We start from the raw sequence: 18,934 nt of genomic DNA on the forward strand, positions 1-18,934 counted from the left end.
GCGACGTCGGACGACGAGGCGGCCAGTTGCTTGAGGCGCGACTGGGCGATGACCAGCTCGCCCACCCGGTCCATCAGTTCGTCCAGGCGCTCGGCCGGAACGCGGACGGTGTCGCCGGACTTTCCTCGCGCATCTTGCGAGGCGACGCGGCCAGCTTCGGCCGGGGCGTTGGCGGCGACGGGCGCGGCCTCTTCCTGGGCGATGACGGCTTCGACGACCTCGGGTTTTTCGACGGCGGCGGCCGTCAGATCCTCGACCTCCAGCGTCATCTCGTCGATCACGAAGATGAAGACGTCGTCGATGGCGTCCCGGTCGTGCTTGGTGGTCAGCAGCACTTCCCAGGCCAGTCGGCACTCGGTTGGGGCCAGCTGGGCCAGCGGCGGGACGTCGTCGGTAATGACCCGCACGCGGGTATCGCCCAGGTCGCGCAGCTCGTCCAACAGCGGCAACGGGCGCGCCCCATTGATCAGGGCGTCGGCCGGCAGGCTGAAACGGATCTTGAAGGTGTTGAGGCCCGGCTCGGCCGGCGCGGCGATCGGAGCCGCCTCGCCGCCGTCGATGGCCGCCTGCAGGTCGGCCAGCAGCGCTTCGCCGGCGCCGTCGACGACGGGCGCGCCTTCGGCGAGAGCCCGCATGTGGTCCTGGGCGGCCAGGACCGCCGAGACCAGGCTCGGCGAAGCCGGCACCTCGCCCTTGCGGACGCGGTCGAAGGCGGTCTCGCAGTGGTGGGTGAAAGCGGCCAGGGCGTCGAAGCCGAACATGGCCCCGGAGCCCTTCAAGGTGTGCAGCCCCCGGAAGATGGTGTCGATGAGCGCGCGATCCCCCGGACGACGCGCCAAGTCGAGCAGACCCTGTTCGACCTGCTCCAGCAGCTCCTGGGCCTCCTGGCGGAACGTCTCGATGGGATCGAGGCCGCTCATTTGGCGAGCACCTTCTTGACGACCCGCACCAGTTGTTCGGGATCGAAGGGCTTGGTCAGCCAGCCGGTCGCGCCGGCCGCCTTGGCCTGAGCCTTCACGTCGGCGTCGGATTCGGTGGTCAGGAACAGGATCGGCACGCCCGCGCCGGCCGGGCGCTGCCTCAGCTCGCGGATCATGGTCAGTCCGTCCATGATCGGCATGTTCAGGTCGGTGACGATCAGGTCGAAGCCGCCCGCCGAGGCCTTATCCAGGCCCTCGGCCCCATGGGCGGCCTCGGTGACGCTGTAGCCTTCGCCGGTCAGGGCGATCTTGATAGCCGCGCGAATGGAGGCCGAGTCATCGACGGTGAGGATCGCAGTCATTATTGGTTCGCCCCTTGAAGCCAGAAGTTCGTCCGATCCCGCTCTTCGGGATCCAGGAAACCACCTCGCTGCAGGACCTGCAGGACCGCGCCTTGCGCGGCCTTTCTCAACGCGATCGAGCGTTCACCTTCCGCGGCTGAGCGCCGAGCAGACTCGATCAGCTGAACGAAGGTCAAATCCACTTCTTCGAGGTCGTCGATTTCAATTGTGATGGAATTGTTCTGCTCGAGAGCCGCGAGCAAAATACCGTGCGCATCCGCAATATTTGAGATACTAACGTTACCCGAAAATCGGACAACCGAATCTTGAAACTCGTCTGACACTGTCGCCCCCGCGCACAAATATAGACCGTCAAATGAACGGAACTATACCTGCCACCTAAGGTGCAGTTGCCAGGCTTAAATTAAGGTAAACTCGGCAACCCCAAGGGCTGCGACATTATGTCCACAACGCGCGGTTCTTCGCGCATGCGATACGGTCGATCGCCTACAGCACGGCCTGCAGGGCGCCGAACAGGCTGGCGGCGGTGATCGGCTTCTGCAGGTGACGATCAGCTCCGGCCGCCAGGCTGGCGCGGACATGCTCGTCGCCAGCGTTGGCCGTCAGCATGAAGATCGGCCGGCGCTCCTGGCCGCCGGCGACTTCCAGGCGACGGATCTCGCTTACCGCCGAGAGACCGTCCATGACGGGCATCTGCATGTCCATCAGCACCACGTCGGGCCGCTCGACGAGGTAGGCGCGCACGGCCTCGAGACCGTTTTCGACGCAGGTCACCTCGGCGGCCTCGGCCAGCATCAGCTCCACGATACGACGATTGGCCGGGTGGTCGTCGGCGACGAGGACCCTTAGCGTCCGCTCCGCAGCCGCCGGGCTCGATCCTTGCGCGCCGCCGGCGACCGAGGGCGGCAGCGAGAGCTCGAACCAGAACCGCGCGCCGTGGCCCGGCGCGCTCTCGCAGTCCAGGACCCCACCCATCAGCGACACTAGGTCGCTAGAGATCGACAATCCCAGACCCATGCCGCCAAACTGGCGAGTGATCGAGGCGTCGGCCTGCTGGAAGCGCTCGAACAGACGCGCCTTCTCGGCGGTGTCGAAGCCGATGCCAGTGTCGGCGACCTCGAAGCGGACGCGATCTCCCGCCCCGAGAGTCGCCGTCAGCGTGATGGCGCCGCGTTCGGTGAACTTGATCGCGTTGCGCACCAGGTTGCCGATCACCTGACCCAGGCGCACGCCGTCGCCGATCAGTTCGCCGTCCAGCTCCGGCGGCAGGACGAGCGAGAACTTGGCCTCGATCTCGCCCAGACTCAGTTGCGCCATCGCCGCGATAGACCGGAGAAGTTCTCCCAGATGGAACGGCCCATCGACGATGCGGACGCGGTCGCCCTCGATCTGCACGACGTCCAGCAGGTCGTCGAGCAGGCGCTCCAGCGTCCGGCCGGAGCCGCGGATCATGTCGACCAGCTCGCGCGCCTTCGGGTCGAGGGCGGCGCGGGCCAGTATGTCCGCTCCAGCGACGATGCCGTGCAACGGCGTGCGGACTTCGTGGCTCATATTGGCCAGGAAGGCGCTCTTGGCCTGACTGGCGCGTTCGGCGGCGTCCAGCGCCACGCGCAGGGCCTTGGCCTGCTCCAGCCGCTCGGTGATCTCCTCGCCCAGGCAGATGACGTGGCGCGGTCCCTGGTCGTCGAAGGTGGCCAGCGACTTAATGTCGAACACACCGCCGCCCAGCGCTGGCGGCATGACGACGCCAGCGGCGATGTGGGTCTCGCCCATCCGCAGAGCGTCCGGATCGCCGACCGCGACGGCCCTGGCCAAGTCCGGATCGAACAGCTCCTCGGGCGTGCGCCCCAAGGCGTCGTCGGCGTCGACGCCAAAGAGGGCTTCCGCCGCGCGGTTCCACAGCACGTAGCGGCGGCTCCGCGCCGACCTGACCATCAGGGGCGACGGGAGCGACTGGACGACCGACCGCATCAGCGCCTCGGCCTCCACCTCGGCGGTTGCGTCGTGCGAAACGGCGACCAACGCGGTCACCGCGCCGTCCGCGTCGCAGACCGGAGCGATCGTGGTGTCGTGATAGGTGCGGGCCGCGCCGCCGCGGGCGTCGAACGTCCGGAACCGGGCCACCCGCCCCTCGGCGGCCGAGGCCAACGCGCGGTCGACGGAGAAGCGGTTCTGCTCAGGCCAGTAGTCGCGCCAGGGCTTTCCGCGCGCCTCGATCAGGGTGGCGCCGGCGAACGTCGCCGCAGCGTCATTCATGTGCTGAATGCGACCGTCCCGTTCCAGGCTCCAAAGACAGTTCAACGCGCCGCCCCCGCGCGGCCCAGCCCGCGCTCGCTAATAGATAGCGCCCCGTGGCGTTAACGTCGGGTTGGCGGCCCGTCAGAGTCCGACGTCGCGGAAGCTGTCGACGATCGTCCGACGCTCGCCGAGCTCGTAACGGGCATCGGCCAACGCCTTGAGCCGCACTTCGCGCTCCGCGGCCTCGGCCTGGGCCCGGCCCGCCGCCTGACGGGTCTCGGCCAGGCGCTCGCGGCTCAGGGCCAGCTCGGCCAGGATGCGATCGCGATCGGCCGCGAGGTCGCTGGCGATTTGCCGTGACTGGGCCAGGCGCGTCTCGGCGCCCAGCAGCCGTAGAACCAGGAACGCCACCGTCGGCAACAGCGCCACAGCGAGGATTTCCGCGAGGAGGCGAACGATCGGGCTGTCGAAAAGGCTCAGCAAGGCCAGCATGTCTCGGTTCCGGTGCGTTGCGGGATCAGATGTTAAGGAGGACCCGAGCGGCCCCGCCGCTCAGGTCCTTCGCGACGGAGGCCATGCGCTCCGCGCACGCGGGCTTCCCTCGGCCCGTCGTCCCCAATGCCCCACACATCGGGAACGACGAGGTCGCGTCGCTGAAAGGCGGAAGATCAGGCGCCCAGGCCCTGTTGAGGCTGGCCGCGGAGAGAGCCGACCGCGAAGTCCAGGATGTTGTGGACCACGTCGGGCAGTCGGTCGTCGGCCACGCCGTTTTCGCGGGCCCAAACGCGCAGGGCGTGGCGCAGGAAGGTCCGGCCGGTTTCCGGATTGGAAGGGGTGTCGGAGAGAACTTCGTCGAATTGCACGGCGCGGCTCCTGTTTTGAGGTCGGATCTCCGACCTGGCTGAGGCTTCGAAAAAGAGGACCCAGCCGGCGGGTGGCCGGGTCCCCAGTCGGTTCACGCGGCCTGCGATGGGCTTGATCCAGGGAATGGGTTGCTGCCTGTCGCGGTCGACGGCTGAACCATGTTCGTGGAGGGGCGACATGGATGTGCGGATATGCACATCGGGAAAAATTACGGTTTTCCCGGGAAGGTTTACAATTGCGGCCATCGCGCCCTAGGCGTGCGATCGTTGAGCGCTTGAGCGCGTCTAGAGCGCACGCGACAGGCTGAAGATCGGAGTCGCCGGGAAGCCCTTGCGCCCCTGGGTGCGGCCGACATAGCCACAGCGAACGCGGTCGCCGTGAAAGGTCGCCAACGCCCCGGCGAGGGCTTCGCTGACATAAGCCGAGCCCGGCGCGACGTCCGGCTCGATACGGGCGGCCACCACGACGTGGGCGCCGATCACCGCCGGAGCCTTGGTCAACGGATTGGTCCGCAGATGGACGGGGCCGTAGTGGCCGCCTATGCGCAGGCCAAGGCCGCGCGGCAGGCCCAGGGCCTTCAGGTCCAGCGTCCGATGGGCCTCCAGCAGCGCCAGCGCCGCCAGGGCCGCGTCGATCGGCCGGTCGAAGACAAGGAACAGCCCGTCGCCCCAGGTCTCGATGTGACACGGCGGCTCGGCCAGCCCCTCGACCGTCTCGGCCATGCGCCCCATCACGCCCTCGATGAAGGCCGGGATCTGGTCGTCGCGGAGTGCGCCGAAGCCCTGGACGTCGGCGAACAGCATGGCCTTCATCGCCCGCCGCTCGTCCCTCGCCGACGGCGCCGCCCAGCGTGACGGACAGGGCGGCGGACGCTGCACCTCGATGACCGCGAGCCGCCTTTCGCTGCCCCGCCAATAGGCCATGTCCGCCGAGACGCCGGCCGGGCCGGGCGCGACGTACCCGTCCCAGACGGCCAGCTGGATCGCCTCGGTCGACAGGGTCTCGGCGCGCAATACCGCGCAACCCATGGCGAACTGGCTGGAATAGGCGAAGACCTGCTCATCGCCGCGATAGGGGTCCTGAGAGGCGTAGCGGATCGAGGTGGCGCGCGCGAGACAGCGTTCGAAGCGCGGGACCCAGTCCTCGCCAAACGGCGCCACCGACACCTCTACGAACGAGGCGAGGCTCACGGGCAGGACGACATGCAGTTCGCCGCCAGCGTCCAGCAGCGCCTCGGCGAAGAGGATGTCCGCGCCTGCCGCAAGGCCGCCATAGGCGAAACCGACGCGCTGCTCGCGTAGCACGCGGTCGATACGCTGGCGCAACGCGTCTTCGGGCAGGCTGGTGATGTGACCGGTGAAGTGCGCGCAGAGCGGCGGCCGGAAGGGCGCCAGCCAATCGGGATCCACGCCGGTCTCGCGGCACAGCATCTCCAGTTGACGCAGGGTCGAGGCGTGGGCGGCGTAGGCTGAGGGCGCGGACGCCATGGCGGCCGCCAGGGTCTCGCGCGCGGCGTCCTGGTCGCCGATCAGAAACCAGGCCTCGGCGCGGCTGGCGGCGTCATAGTAGGCGCCCTCGCCTTCCAGGCCCGGCGTGGGCGGCGTCGCCAGCACCGCCGAGGCGCGCGCGGCGGCTCCGGCGCGGTCGCCGGCCACAAGGGCGAGGGTCGCGGCGTTGACGGCGCCGTAGAGCCCGCCGAAGCGGCGGGACAAGGCCTCGTATCGGCGGAGCGAGGCCTTGGCGAAAGCGATACGGCGCGGTCCGCGCGCCGCCAGGGCGACATCCTTCAGAAGGCGCGCGCCCAAGGCGACGGCGTCCGCATGGTCGTCCGCGTCGGCCAGGCCAAGGCGCACATATTCGGCCCGCGCGAAATCGACGGCCCCGGCGCGCGCCAGACAGAGCACAGCGGTGTAGGCGATCTCACGCGCGTCTTCCCCCGCCTCGAGGGCGGCATGGGCGATATCGTAGGCGGCCAGAATCTCGCCGCGCCGGATCAGCGCGGCGACTTGCTCGCGGTCGAACACCGCCTCGACGGTCAGGCCTTGCTACCCTCGATGTGGCCCGTGCCATTCTCGATGACCGGATCGAGATTGATCAGCTGGCCATGCGAGTCCATCATCAAAAGGCTGTAGGTATACTCGCCCATCCGCGCGCACTCGTAGATGATCTTGAAGCGCGAGCGCGGGCTGTCCTCGCCGTCAATGCCGTAGGGAACCCAGACAAAGCTGGAGAAATTCACCCCGTAGTCACGGTCGATCTCGATCGGACGACGCTGGAAGCTCCAGCCGGCGTTGATCAGTTGATCGCTGAGCGTAAACACGAGCAGGCAGCGCTCGGTCAAGTCCAGTTTCAGCCGAGTAGGCATGGCTGGATCGACGAAATTCATAAAATTGTAGTGTTCGTCGAGGCCGATGACCAGTTTGACGATCTTTTCAGGTTCAGATTCGCTCATTTAACTCTCTCCCGACTTCAAATTCCACCAGAAGGCGAATCTCGCCAAAAAGCAAGGAAGGCGGGGTGTTCGTAGCCTTGTTTTTTGAGTAGGCGCACGATGCTTCCAGCTTGGCTGCGCGCCCCCGTCGCCAGATAGGCGCGCGCCAGGACGTCGCGACTGGCCAGCGACATCGACGCCAGCTTGGGGCTCAACACGGACACCGCCTCCGAAGCCTGGCCCTGGGCGAACCGCGCGAAGCCTTCCAGCTCGGCGGTCTCCTCCGGCTTGCCGGCCTTCAGCGCCGTCAGGAGCGCCGCCGCCAGGTCGCGCGACCTCCCCGGGTCGCCGCCCTCCTGCGCCAGGATGATCGCCTGTCTGGCGAGACGCCCTTCCAGGTCGGCCCGCCAGACCTTCTCCTTCTCGCTGGCGTTCAGCTCGGCAAGGCTGGCCGCCGCCCCCGCGTACGCTGCGCGGGCTTCGGCCAGATGGCCCGACCAGCAGGCGATCTCGACCGCGTCCAGTTGCCCGACCACCAGATACTCACGCCAGCGCGCATTGCTGGGGTCCAGGGCCGACAGGGTATGGAGGCGGCGCAGGCTGGCCTCCGATCGCGCGCGGGCCTGCGCCAGGCGCCCCAGATCCACTTCCAGCCGCGCCAGCGCCAGCTGCATCGCCACGTCCTTGGCCGCCAGGCGCTTGTCGGCCGGATCGGCCGCCGCCGCCCGCGCCAGCAGGTTGGCGGCCCGCTCGCGCTCGACGAAGGCCTCGCGAGGCCGGCCCAGGCGCAGCAGGGAGTCGGCCGCCCAAGCCTGGCTGTTGGTCGCGTCGGCGATGCGGGTCTTGTCGTTTGGCGCCCGGGCCAGTTCCGCGCCAAACACCTCCAAGGCGCCGCGGAAGGCCGCCAGGGCTTCCTCGGGCCGTCCCCGTTCGAACAGCAGCGTGCCGAGATTGCTGCGGGCGTAACCGACCTCGACCCGCCATTCCGCGCGGTTGGGATCCAGCTTGACCAGGCGCTGTGCCAGTTCGTCGTAGTGCTTGAGGCCTTCCTCGGCCTTCAAGAAATCGCCGCGCCGCCACTGCACGTAGGCCAGCCAGAAGACGTTCTGGGCCTCGTCGAAGATGCGGTCGCCGTTCTTGGGATCGCGCGCCGCCAGGGCGTGGGTGGTCGCCGCCGCCTGACCGAAGGCGTCCTCCGCGCCGGCCAGGTCGCCGCGCTGCTCGCGGATCGTGCCCAGCAGGGTCTGGGCCTTGGCGCGCTGGGCCAGGGCCTTGTCGTCGAGGCGGTCCGTGCGCGACTTGCCGTAGTAGGCCAGCACCTTGGCGCTGACCCCGTCCAGCAGATCAAGGCGACCTACGGGCTCCAGTTGCTGGCGCAGGTCGCCCAGCATGTAGGCCACCAGCGCCTCGGTCTCGTCGCGCTGCTCACGGGCGATCTGGCGCGACTTCAGCGTGACCACGGTCATGGCGCCCATGCCCACGGTCACGGCCATCGCCACGGTGGTGAACGCCGCCATAACCCGCAGACGGCGACGCGCGTCGCGCTGCACCAGCCGGTCGAGGCTGACACCGAGCAGGCGGGCGGCGATCTTCAACCGGGCCAGGCGCTTGCCGTCGGCGTCGGGCCGCAGATCGACGGCCAGCGGCTCGACGCCCGCCGGCAAGGCCGCACGCAGCGAAGGCGGCAGGATTTCGCCCAGCGCGGTCGTGGGCGGCGTATCGGGCGTGATCACGCAGAGGATTCGTTCGGGGCCTCCGCCCGTCAGGAAGTAGGCCACCTCCTGGTCCACCCACCGCGAGGCGGCGGAGGCGGACGAGCACAGCACGATCAGCGCGTCGGACAGGTCCAGCGCATCGCGAATGACCTGGTTGAGGTTGGCCGATGCGCTCAGCTCGTCCCGATCGCGGAATATGGGACGCAAGGACCGGTCGGCGCTCGCCAGGGCGCGCGGCGCGCGATAGGTCTCAAGCGCCCGATGCAGCCACTCGGCGGCTTTGCGGTCGCGGTGACTATAGCTGATAAAGGCCTTGTACCGCTGTCGGCTATTCATGCGTCGCCCCACTCGACGGCAGGAGCGTACCCGATGACCGTGATTCCATCATCGCCCCCCCGCGCCATCAGCCATACGATGTTCGAGCAGCCGTCCAAAGACTATCGCGCCAACAAGATCTTCCGGCACATGTCGCGCGAAGAGATCGAGGCCCTGGCGCCGTCGATCGAGCAGCGATCCTACGGCAAGGGCGAGATGATTCTGCAGCGCCGCGACCAGGACGGCGGCGTCTATCTGCTGCTGGACGGCCTGCTACTGGCCAACCAGTACGCCAAGTCGGGGCGCGAGGTCGGCTATCGCCGGATCACTCCCGGTGGCTATTTCGGCGAGATCTCGGCAATAGACGGCCTGCCGCGCTCGGCCAACATCGTCGCGATCGAGGATTCCCGTCTCGCCCGCCTGCCCCAGAGTCTGGTCCGGCGCCTGTTCGAGGACTCGCCGCGCTTCATGCGGGCGCTGCTGGAAGACATGGCCGGACTGACCCGTTCGCTGACGGACCGCTTGTTCGAATTGACCGCCGTCTCGGTCGCCTGCCGCGTCGATATCGAGATCCTGCGCCTGGCCGCAGCCAATAGCGAGGACGGCCAGACCGGCGTCATCCACCCCTGCCCCACCCACGCCGAGCTCGCCGCCCTGCTGGGCAGCCAGCGCGAACCGGTCACCCGCGAGCTCAATCGCCTGGCCAGCCTGGAGATCGTCCGCCAGACCGGCCGCACCTTGCATGTCCTGGACCTGGCGGCCCTGGCCGCCGAGATCGAGCGGATCGGCGGCGAGGTCTAAAGTCTCAGGGCGAAGCCGATATAGATCGTGCGCGGTGCGGAATAGCTGGTGACGCCGTCCGCTGTCTGACCAACCGCGAGGTTGGCGTCGAGGGCGTTGTCCGCGGCCAGATAAACCTCGGTGCTCGGCGACAGCATCCAGCCGGCGCGCAGGTCCAGACTGGTCCCGGCCTTCAGCGCCCGCTGGTTCAGATCGTCCTCGAACCGCTTGCTCTCGTAGCGCAGGTCGGCGTCGAACCGGAGGCGCTCCAGCGGCCGCCAGCGCGCGCCCGCGGTGACCGTCAGCGCCGGGGCCTGGGCGGGGCGCTTGTCGGTCAGCTGAGCCGCCGCCGCGCCGCCGTCGATGCGGGCGTGGGTCGCCGAGAGGGCGGCGCGCACGGTCCAGGCAGGCGACAGGTCGGCGGCGACGTCGGCTTCCAGACCATAGGCGTTGATCTGGCCGGCGTTCTGGCGCTGCCGGAGCACGCCGCCCGCCGGGATGAAACCGGCGATCGGAAAGGTCCCCGGGCCGATGCCGATAGTGACGTTGGTGATCGGGTCCCGGACCTGATTGTAGAAGACGCCGAGGTTCCACGTCACGGCGCCCGCGCCGGACAGGCCGGTCTCTACGCCGTAAAGGGTCTCGGGCTTCAGGGCGGCGTTGGCCTCCGTGATATCGTTGCCGACCCGGAACGGGCGATGCAATTCGTTGAGCGTCGGGGGGCGGAACCCGGCATAGGCCGCCGCCCGCGCCCAGGTCTCGCCCGCCAAGCGCCAACGCAAGCCGATGCGCCCCGTCGGCGTCGCGCCCGAGGCGTTGGCCGGCGGGGCGTCCACGGTCAAGGCTCCGGTGGCCGTGTCCCGCTCGCGCCGGACGCCGTCATAGGCGCGCCAGCCGTCCAGCCGCGCGCCGGCGACCAGGGAGAAATCCGGTCGGTTCCAGGCGGCCTCGGCATAGCCCCCGCCCACCAGGGTCCGGCCGCCGGCCGCGCGCTGGCGGGTGAAGACGCCGGCCATGTAGCGGAAGCGCTCGTGAGTCTCACCCTCGGTCATGCGGGCGTCGCCGCCTAGCTCCCACGTCCATTCCCCCAGCGCGCCCTGCCAGGCGGCGTTGAGGCCATAGCCGCTGGCCGGGGTCGAATACTGATCGTTGGCGGGGGTCGCGCCGACGCGGCCGGCGGCGACGGCGACGGAGGTGTTTTCGAGATCGCTCCGGCGCGCCCAGGCCTGTACGCGCCAGTCGTCGCCGGCCACGGTCACGGCCAAGGAGGCGCCGGTGGCGTTCGACCGCGCGCCGACCAGGCCCGCGTCTCGCCTCTCTTGGAAGGCGCCCGCGCGGATCGCCCAGCGCGCGCCGCCGAGGTCGCCTTGCACCCGGGCGGCGATCGAGCCGTCCTCAAGCGTCGTCGGCGCATCGGCCGCGCCGGCCGCCGCGCCCCGGACGGGGCGATAGCCGTCGGTGCGCGAGCCGCTGGCGGTCAGCAGCAGGTGCTGGGTTCCGAAGGTCCCGGCCACGCGCCAACCGTCGCGCTCGCGGGCCTCGGCCGTGAAGCTGGTCAGGCCGCCACCGGCCGCCCGTTCGCGCAGGGCCACCACGCCGGTCAGGGCGCCGGCCCCGTAGGGTCCCGCCCCCGCGCCGCGCACGACCGTGGCGCCGGACAGGCCCTCGCCCGGGAGCGCGGTCCAGATCACCCAGCCGCCGAACGGATCATTCTGCGGCGCTCCGTCCAAGGTGACCAGCGCCCGGCCCGCGCCGGACGGCGCGACACCCCGCAGGGAAAGCCCCTGGATGGTCGGGTTGGCCGCGTCGCTGCCGGTGCGGCGGAACAGCGACACGCCGGGCGTTGTCTTCAAGACATCGTCCAGCCGCGCCTGGGCCCCCAGCTCGGCGCCGTCATAGTAGGCTGTCGAGAAGGCCTCCTGCCCGGCCAGCGGCAGCAGCCGCGGCGGCTCGACGACGACCGTGGAAACCGAGGGCGGCGGGACGTCAAACGGCACGGGCGAACTCTACTGTGGCGGAGGGTTATGCTTAGCCCAAAGCCGCACCGCGCCGCTATCGTTCCCAGCCGCCGCCCAGGGCCAGGAACAGGTTGACCTGGTCGGTGGCCACCTGGCTGTCGGCCGTCGCCAGGGCCGCTTCCGACTGGGCCAGGACGCGCTGGGCGTCGAGGCCGGCCAGGTAGGGGCTGCGGCCGGCGCGGTAGAGCGTCTGGGCCTGGGTCTCGGCGAGGACGGCCTGGTCGCGGGCCGCCCTCAGAGCCGCCTGGCGCCGCAGGTCGTGGGCGTAGGCGTCCAGGCTGGTCTCGGTCTCGCGCAGGGCATTCAGAACCACCCCATCGAACCGGGCCAGCGCGCCGTCCGCGCCAGCCTCGGCTTGGCGGATGCGAGCCCGTTCGGCCTCGCCCGGCAGGGTCCAGGTGATCAGCGAGGTCAGGCCCCAGCGGTTGGCCGGCGCCTGGCCGATGTCGGCCAGCAGGCCCGTCGAGCCCGCGCCGAGGCCCAGGGTGACGTTCGGATAGAGCGCGGCCGTGGCGACGCCGATCCGGGCCGTGGCGCCGGCCAAGGTTCGTTCGGCCTGGCGCACGTCGGGGCGGCGCTTCAGCAGGGCCGCCCCGTCGCCGACCGGGATCGGCTGGGTCAGGATCGGCGGATGAACGCAGGCCTCGACCGCCTTGGGAAACTCGGCCGGCGGCTTTCCGGTCAGGGTCGCCAGCCTGTAGAGCGCCGCGCGTCGCCGGCTCTGGTAGGTCGGCAGGCTGGCGCGGGAGAGATCCAGCTGGGCCTGGGCGCGGGACAGATCGACGGCCGTCCCCCTGCCCGCCCTCATCAGCTTGCGAGTGACGTCCAGGCTGCGCGACTGCAGGTCGACCGCGTGCTGGGCGACAGCCAGTTCGTGGCCGTTGGCGCAGGCCTCGACATAGGCGCGGGCGACGTCGGCGGCGACGCTGACGCGGGCCAGGTCGAGGGCCGCCTGGCTGGCCTCGGCGTCGGCATGGGCGGCCTCGGCGGCGCGCCTGATCCGACCCACTAGGTCGACTTGATAGGAGACCTTCACCCCTGCGTCGGCCAGGTTCTCGACCGGCAGCTGTTCGGTCAGCAGGTACTGCTCGCCCGACTCCCGAGAATGCATAGCGCCCGCCGAGGCGCCGAGCTTGAAGCCGCCCGCGTCGTCGGCCTCGCCGGCGATGGCCTGGGACCGCGCCAGGTTGGCGGCGGCGACGCGCAGGTCGGTGTTGGCCCTCAAGGCCTCTTCGACCAAGCTGTTCAGAACCGGGTCGTCATAGAGCTTCCACCAGCCGGCCGGGACCGGGGCCTGGCTGACCGCCTTCGAGGCCGCGCCCAGGAACGGCCCCTGGGCCGTCGGGGCGTTGATCTTGGCCTCGGCGGGCAGTTTGTAGTTCGGCCCGACCGCCGTGCAAGCGGTCAAGGCCAGCAGCGAGCCGGCGACCGCCAGGACTTTCAGCGGGCTCATCGACCGGCTCCCACGACCGCGACGGTGGCGGTTCGGCCGGCGATCAGGCGCAGATCGCGCGGGGTTTGGTCCAAGGCTACCCGCACCGGCACGCGCTGGGCCAGGCGAACCCAGCTGAAGGTGGGGTTGACGTTGGGCAGCAGGTTGCCGCTGGCGGCCCGGTCGCGATCCTCGATGCCGGCGGCGATCGACTGGATGTGGCCCTTCAACGGTCGATCGTCGCCCATGACCTTGACGGTCACCGGCTGGCCGATGCGCAAGGACGACAGCTTGGTCTCCTCGAAATAGCCCTCGACCCGGAACGAGCGGCTGTCGATCAGGGCCAGGACCGGCTTGCCTGCGGTGACGTAGTCGCCGGCGCGCAGGGTGAGGTCCGACAGGAAGCCGTCAGTGGGAGCCGCCACCACCGTACGTTCCAGGTTCAGGGCCGCGACATCGCGGGCGGCCAGGGCCTGGAAGAGGGCCGCCTGGCTCTGTTCGACCTTGGACAGGCTCTGCTCGGTGACCTCGCCGGCCACCAGTTCGCCGAGGGTTCGGTTGCGCGCCAGTTCTCGACGGGCCTGAGCGAGGGTCGCACGCTGGGCCTCGACGGCGGCGTCGGCCTGACGCAAGGCCAGGGCGTAGCGCTCGCGGTCGACATAGAACAGCGGTTGGCCGGCCTTGACCGTCTGGTCGTTGACGGCGTCGACGCGGGTGACCAGGCCCGAGACGTCGGGAGCTACCTGCACGACATCGGCCCGGACGCGGCCGTCGCGGGTCCAGGGATCGACCTGGTAGTGGGTCCACAGCGCCTTGCCGCCAACCAGGGCGGCGATGACGACGACGCCGGTGACGGCGGCGCGGGCTGTGGTCGGTAGAACGGTCTTCAACGGAGGCATGCGGTCCGAACTTCAGAATTTCAGGGGCGAAGGAACCGTCACGACGACGGCCCAGAGGATGACGAACAGGGCGGTGTCGAACAGCGCCGGATGCCAGACCAAGCGGTAGGCCCCGACCTTCGACAGCACGCGGCGCAGCACGAACGAGGCGGCCAGCGCGATCACGGCCGAGACCAGGACGGACGACAGGAAGACCCCGTCGATAGCGAACTCACCGATCATCGGGCGATCTCCGGAACGAAGGCCGGAGCCTCGGGGAAGAGGTTGCGGCGCAGGCCGACCAGGCCCGACACGCCCTGCACCGCCGAAGCGGCCGAGGCGATCGACAGCCCGCGCAGGGCCGCGTCGATACGGGCCAGCAGCTCGTCGCTGGGTTTCCGGGCCGCTCCGGCGGCCAGGGCGGCGAAGTGGTCGCCGACGCCGTCGAGCGCGGCGTCCAGCCGGTCCTTGCCCTCGGGCGGTAGGTCCGGCCGAGCCGCCTGGACGGCGACCAGGTTCATGCCAACCCGCAGGTCGCGCAGGGCGTCGACGCCGACGAAGTCGTGGCGCGCGCCGGCCTCGGCCAGCTTGGGGGTCAGGATACCCAGGCGGTCGACCAGGATGGCGGCGAAGGCGGCCGCCTCGGGCGCCTGACGGGCGCGGGCCAGGCGGGCCAGGCTCTTCCAGGTGCGGACCAGCAGGCGCCGGGCGCTGGCGTCCACGCCCATCGACCGCAAGCCGGCCGTGACGATGATCGCGAACAACAGGCCGACGAACTGGCCCAGATTGCCGTTCAGGAAGCTCGCGAAGTCGGCGCTGAACGTCTCCTGCAAGGCCAGGGCGTTGGAGAAGCCCATCAATACCGCCAGGGCCGCGCCTGCCCGGCGCGGGTCGGGGATGTAGAGGCCCAGGAACAGCAGCGGCGGGGCCATGGTCAGGACCAGCAACGGAAAGCCGTCGATCGCGGGCAAGATGGCGAACATGTAGATCGCCGACAGCGGCAGGGAGAGCAGGGTGTAGACGCCGAAGCTCTTGATGGCCGGCACCGGATCATCCATCGCCGCGAAGAAGCAGCAGAACACGGCCGCCATGACCGGGGCGGCGGCGCCGTCGCCCCAGCCGGCCAGGATCCAGGTCGCGCAGGACAGCAGGATGGCGATCGCCGCCGCCCCGCCCGACAGCAAGGCCAGCGGCAGATCGGCGTGCATCGCGCGCTGCCCCTTGGCGCGGGTCGAGGCCTCCAGGCCGGGCGACAGCGGCGCGTCGGGATCGTCGAAGCGGGCCATCAGGGCGTGGCCCTCGGCCAGGGCTCGGACGGTCGCCGACAGGCGCGCCAGCAGGCTCTCGATCAGCAGGGCCGACCACGCCGAGCCGCGGCGGTGGGCGGCCAGCTTGTCCAGGCGCTCGATCAGGTCGAGACCCCGGTCGCGGGGCGAACCGGCCTCGATCCAGGCCGTGACCGCGTTCAGAGCGGCGCGGACGCGGTCGTCGCGAACCTCACGCAGGGCCTCCATGCGGTCGGCTAGGCCCGACAGCAGCGGGATCAGCACCAGCATGCGCTCGTGTAGGGCTCGGACTACGCCGGTGGTCTCGCGCAGGCGCGAGGTGTCGAACGGCAGGTGGACGGCCAGCATCTGGATCTCGCTGGCGGCGGCGGCTAGGTGGCGGCGGTCGCGGGCGATAGCCTCGCCGTCCTCGCCATGCAGCACGTCCAGCGCCCAGCGGTCGGCCTCCCCCAGCCAGGTGGAGAGGCGCTGCTTCAGCACCGTCCCGACCGGACGCGGGAAGACCAGGCTGTGAATCAGGGTGGCGCAGAGAATGCCCAGGCCGATCTCGATCACCCGCGAGACGGCGACATCGAAGATCGCGCCTGGCTGATTGACGCTGGGAAAGCCGATGATCGCGGCCGTGTAGCCGGACAGCATCAGGAGGTAGCTACGCGGGGTGCGGTCCAGCAGCGAGATGGTCAGACAGCCGCCGACCCACAGGGCCAGGGCCAGGCACAGCAGCACCGGCGCGTTGACGAGATTGGGCACGAGGGCGACGGCGGCGGCCGCGCCGAGCACGGTGCCCAGCACGCGGTACAGCGCCTTGGAGCGCACGGCCCCCGCCAGCGGCTGGCTGACGATATAGGCCGTGGTCATCGCCCAGTAGGGGCGCGGAAGGCCCAGAGCGAAGCCGATATAGAGGGCGAGCATCGCCGCCGCGAAGCTGTTCGCCGAGAACAGCAGCGTATGCCGATCGAACTTGGGGAACATGGTGGAAGCGCTCTACGCCCCTTGCCCGGCAGCCGCGTTCAAGGCGGCTTCGAACGCGGTGAAGGTCCGTACGGCGGCGGCGAGATCGGCGTCGCCGACGTCGGCCAGCAGTTGAGCCCGGACCACCTGCACGGCATCCTCGACCACCGCCGCCAGCGCCTGGCCCTCGGATGTGAGGTGCAGCGTCTTGGCCCGCTTGTCGGAGGGATCGTCGCGGCGCTCGACCAGACCCGCCTGGCTCAACTGATCGAGAATCCGGACCAGGGACGGCCCCTCCACCCCGATCTCCTCGGCCAGCATGCCCTGGCGCATGCCGCCGCCCGCGCGGGCGATGTGCAGCACCGGCATCGCCTTGGCGTCCGAAATGCCATGCGCGGCCAGGGCGCGATTGACCTCCCGCCGATAGATCCGCGCCAGGCGCAGCAGGCCCTGGGCGAAGGCGCGTTCATCAAGGGTGCGAATGGAGATCATGGAACAACGATCGATTAAATAGGTAGCTTCCTATCTAAATTAGATAGCATCCTACCTATCTCATCGCAAGGGCGGCGCCGCTCGAGTCTTGCGCCGCTCATTGGGAGGCGGCTCAGAGGGGCGGTGGGCCATCCCGCCAGCGCGGCCAGTCGGCGACGATGTGGTCCACGACGCGCGCGCCGACCACGCCGATATTGGCGACGGTCTCGGCGAAGCCGCCGGCTGTTTGCCCAGGCGCCGGGTCGAGATGCTGCAGGGTTGTTTCACCCGGCGCGCCCTGGTCGAAGTTGACCGCCCCGCGCAGGCTCAAGATGCGCCCAGTTCCCCATTGGCGCTTGATCACCAGGGCCAGAGCGGCGGCCTCCATCTCGGTGATCACATAGTCGTCGGCGCCGTAGAGCTTGGCGATGGACTGGGCCTCCTTCGACAGGCCGGGACCGTGGAAGAATGTGTCGCCGGTCATGTGCGTGCCGACCATGACGGAGGGCGCCGCGCGCGCCCGGGCGTCGGCATAGCGCATGCGGTAGCGGCGGGCGTCGTCGCTGTCCTGCATGGGAGCGCCCCTGGACAACCGCACGGCCCAGCCGACCAGGATCGGGTCGAGCTTGAAGCGGCGATACTCCTCGTAGCCGGCGCGCGGCATGAAGGTCGGCGCGCCGGGCGTGTTCTCTTCGGGCGCCCAGCGATGGCCGAGGTCATAGTCGACCAGCCAGGTCGCCCAGGAAACGTCGCCGATCGTCCCGCGCGAAGGCGGCGTCCCGCCGACGCCGCTGAGGACGAAATAGGTCTGTGAAAAGTCGTAGGCCGGATCCAGCAGGATGGCCTGCATCGAGGCCGACGCATTGACCTTGCCCATACCCAGGGTCGAGCCGCAGACCCCGTCGGGGTTGCAGTAGACGGGCTTCAGAGCGCCCTTGACGATCTTGGGCGCGCTCTGGCGCCAATAGCGCTCGTACCAGGGCTGGAACTCGCCGGCGCGGTCGCCGGTGTTCTCGCCGATCTCGAACATGGCGGCGACGAAGACCTTGACCTTGATCGGGGCGGTGGCGGGAACCTGCGCCCTGGCGCCGCCCGCGAGGGCAAGCGCGGCGAGAACGGCGGCCAGCAGTCTCACGCGTTGGCTCCGGCGATCTGGGCGTCCTGTCGGGCGGCGGTGTCGGTCATGGCTCGACGCTATCGATGCATCGTCCGGATGCGTCAACGCCCACGACGACGGGGCGGCGGAGTTCCAGTCGTGAGGACAGGTCCTGCCTTTTCTCTGCGCGATTTCGAGGCTGTTCATCGCGCCTCCCTCCCCCGTCCGGCGAGAGAGGCGCGACGCGACGTTCCTAGGCCAGCGCCTTCTTGTACAGCGCCAGCAGGTTGCTCCAGGCCGTCTCGGCGGCGGCCTCGTTGTAGACTTGGCTGCCTTTCACCGTCCAACCGTGAGCGGCGCCGGCGAAGACCTCGACCTGGGCCGGCCGCTTGGCGGCCTCGAAGGCGGACTTCAGCTTGTCCTTGGCGGTCGGGTCCTGCTTGTCGTCGTTGTCGGCGATCTCGATCAGGTATGCGGACTGGGTTTTGGGGATCAGCAGGTGCGGGCTGTCCTCCTTGTCCGTGACCAGACCGCCGCCGTGGAAGCTGGCCACCGCGCCAATGCGGCCCGGGACCGCGCCGGCCGTGCGGAACGACAGCGGACCGCCCATGCAGTAGCCCTGCACGCCGGCCTTCTTGGCCTTGTCGGTCTTGGCCTGCGCGTCGAGGAAGGCGATGTAGGCGGCCGCGTCCTTGAACGTGCCCTCCGTGGTCACCGAGGCGCGCAGCGGCGTCAGCTTGGCGCGATCGTCGGGGTTGGCGAAGTTGAACGTCCCCTCGACCACCGGCGCCTTCTTGACGCGGTAATAGAGGTTGGGGACCAGCACCACATAGCCGGCCGCGGCTAGGCGGCGGCCCATGTCGCGGAACACCGGCCGCAGGCTCATGACGTCGGGCCACAGCAGCACCGCCGGGTACTTGCCCTTGGCCTTCGGATAGAAGAGCGCCGCGTCGGCCACGCCATCCGGCGTCTTCACCTCGACGTCCTTTTCCTCGACCGTGTCATCGGCGCGGGCGACCGTGGCGGCGCCGGTGGCCGCGACCGTCAGCAGACCGAAGGCGCGACGCGAAAGGCGGGGGTCGTGCACGAGGCCTGGATGGATGTCGTCATCGCACATGGCGGTCTCCTCCGAATGTTTGGGCCGGCACGCTATAACCACGTTCTGCCGCCGCCTACC

At 69.7% G+C, this 18,934-nt stretch carries 18 protein-coding genes; 1 reads left to right on the forward strand and 17 read right to left on the reverse strand.

Features of this window, described 5'->3' with window-relative positions; genetic code table 11:
* From EIK80_RS23185 to EIK80_RS23225, 9 genes are all read right to left on the reverse strand, one after another.
* On the reverse strand, positions 1-920 hold a 920-nt coding region (locus EIK80_RS23185; RefSeq protein WP_199743600.1), incomplete at its 3' end, for an Hpt domain-containing protein.
* On the reverse strand, positions 917-1,282 hold the full coding sequence (locus EIK80_RS23190; RefSeq protein ID WP_125159379.1) for a response regulator: 366 nt from the start codon (positions 1,280-1,282) through the stop codon (positions 917-919). The genes EIK80_RS23190 and EIK80_RS23185, both read right to left, overlap by 4 nt.
* A complete protein-coding gene (locus EIK80_RS23195; RefSeq protein ID WP_158624752.1) occupies positions 1,282-1,605 on the reverse strand; it encodes an STAS domain-containing protein in 324 nt (107 codons plus the stop codon). Before EIK80_RS23195 ends, EIK80_RS23190 begins: the two co-directional genes overlap by 1 nt.
* Positions 1,606-1,768: 163 nt before the next feature.
* On the reverse strand, positions 1,769-3,583 hold the full coding sequence (locus EIK80_RS23200; RefSeq protein WP_255414610.1) for a PAS domain-containing hybrid sensor histidine kinase/response regulator: 1,815 nt from the start codon (positions 3,581-3,583) through the stop codon (positions 1,769-1,771).
* 78 nt (positions 3,584-3,661) lie between these two features.
* A complete protein-coding gene (locus tag EIK80_RS23205) occupies positions 3,662-4,012 on the reverse strand; it encodes a hypothetical protein (protein ID WP_125159382.1) in 351 nt (116 codons plus the stop codon).
* Positions 4,013-4,188: 176 nt separating this feature from the next.
* On the reverse strand, positions 4,189-4,383 hold the full coding sequence (locus EIK80_RS23210) for a hypothetical protein (protein ID WP_125159383.1): 195 nt from the start codon (positions 4,381-4,383) through the stop codon (positions 4,189-4,191).
* Positions 4,384-4,668: 285 nt separating this feature from the next.
* Positions 4,669-6,408: an adenylate/guanylate cyclase domain-containing protein gene (locus EIK80_RS23215; protein WP_125159384.1), complete on the reverse strand. Its 1,740-nt coding sequence runs from the start codon at positions 6,406-6,408 to the stop codon at positions 4,669-4,671.
* 11 nt (positions 6,409-6,419) lie between these two features.
* Positions 6,420-6,836, reverse strand: a complete 417-nt coding sequence (locus EIK80_RS23220; RefSeq protein WP_125159385.1) for a hypothetical protein — start codon at positions 6,834-6,836, stop codon at positions 6,420-6,422.
* Between the two features lie 17 nt (positions 6,837-6,853).
* Entirely contained in the window at positions 6,854-8,866 is a 2,013-nt protein-coding gene (locus tag EIK80_RS23225) for a toll/interleukin-1 receptor domain-containing protein (protein ID WP_125159386.1), read from the reverse strand.
* A 33-nt stretch (positions 8,867-8,899) separates the two neighbouring features.
* Here EIK80_RS23225 and EIK80_RS23230 point away from each other — a divergent pair, with 33 nt between their 5' ends.
* On the forward strand, positions 8,900-9,646 hold the full coding sequence (locus EIK80_RS23230; protein WP_199743601.1) for a Crp/Fnr family transcriptional regulator: 747 nt from the start codon (positions 8,900-8,902) through the stop codon (positions 9,644-9,646).
* Here EIK80_RS23230 and EIK80_RS23235 read toward each other — a convergent pair.
* The 8 genes from EIK80_RS23235 to EIK80_RS23270 all read right to left on the reverse strand — a co-directional run bounded on the left by EIK80_RS23235 (position 9,643) and on the right by EIK80_RS23270 (position 18,874).
* A complete protein-coding gene (locus tag EIK80_RS23235) occupies positions 9,643-11,622 on the reverse strand; it encodes a TonB-dependent receptor (protein WP_125159388.1) in 1,980 nt (659 codons plus the stop codon). The genes EIK80_RS23230 and EIK80_RS23235 overlap by 4 nt on opposite strands.
* Before the next feature lie 55 nt (positions 11,623-11,677).
* Positions 11,678-13,096, reverse strand: a complete 1,419-nt coding sequence (locus tag EIK80_RS23240) for an efflux transporter outer membrane subunit (RefSeq protein ID WP_125159389.1) — start codon at positions 13,094-13,096, stop codon at positions 11,678-11,680.
* The gene (locus tag EIK80_RS23245) at positions 13,093-13,974 is read right to left on the reverse strand and encodes an efflux RND transporter periplasmic adaptor subunit (protein WP_125159390.1); all 882 of its coding nucleotides are present in this window, start codon (positions 13,972-13,974) and stop codon (positions 13,093-13,095) included. Before EIK80_RS23245 ends, EIK80_RS23240 begins: the two co-directional genes overlap by 4 nt.
* A 12-nt stretch (positions 13,975-13,986) precedes the next feature.
* Complete coding sequence (locus EIK80_RS23250) at positions 13,987-14,196, reverse strand: DUF1656 domain-containing protein (protein ID WP_125159391.1); 210 nt, start codon at positions 14,194-14,196, stop codon at positions 13,987-13,989.
* Positions 14,193-16,211, reverse strand: coding sequence for an FUSC family protein (locus tag EIK80_RS23255; RefSeq protein WP_125159392.1), 2,019 nt, complete (start codon positions 16,209-16,211; stop codon positions 14,193-14,195). Before EIK80_RS23255 ends, EIK80_RS23250 begins: the two co-directional genes overlap by 4 nt.
* Positions 16,212-16,223: 12 nt before the next feature.
* Positions 16,224-16,592 (reverse strand): MarR family winged helix-turn-helix transcriptional regulator, encoded by a 369-nt coding sequence (locus EIK80_RS23260; protein ID WP_370450257.1) that lies wholly within the window; start codon positions 16,590-16,592, stop codon positions 16,224-16,226.
* A 202-nt stretch (positions 16,593-16,794) separates the two neighbouring features.
* Positions 16,795-17,796, reverse strand: coding sequence for a purine nucleoside permease (locus EIK80_RS23265; protein WP_199743602.1), 1,002 nt, complete (start codon positions 17,794-17,796; stop codon positions 16,795-16,797).
* Between the two features lie 214 nt (positions 17,797-18,010).
* A complete protein-coding gene (locus EIK80_RS23270) occupies positions 18,011-18,874 on the reverse strand; it encodes a dienelactone hydrolase family protein (protein ID WP_125159395.1) in 864 nt (287 codons plus the stop codon).
* Positions 18,875-18,934: the final 60 nt, after the last annotated feature.

It is taken from the genome of Caulobacter sp. 602-1 (assembly GCF_003931565.1).
GTDB lineage: Bacteria > Pseudomonadota > Alphaproteobacteria > Caulobacterales > Caulobacteraceae > Caulobacter.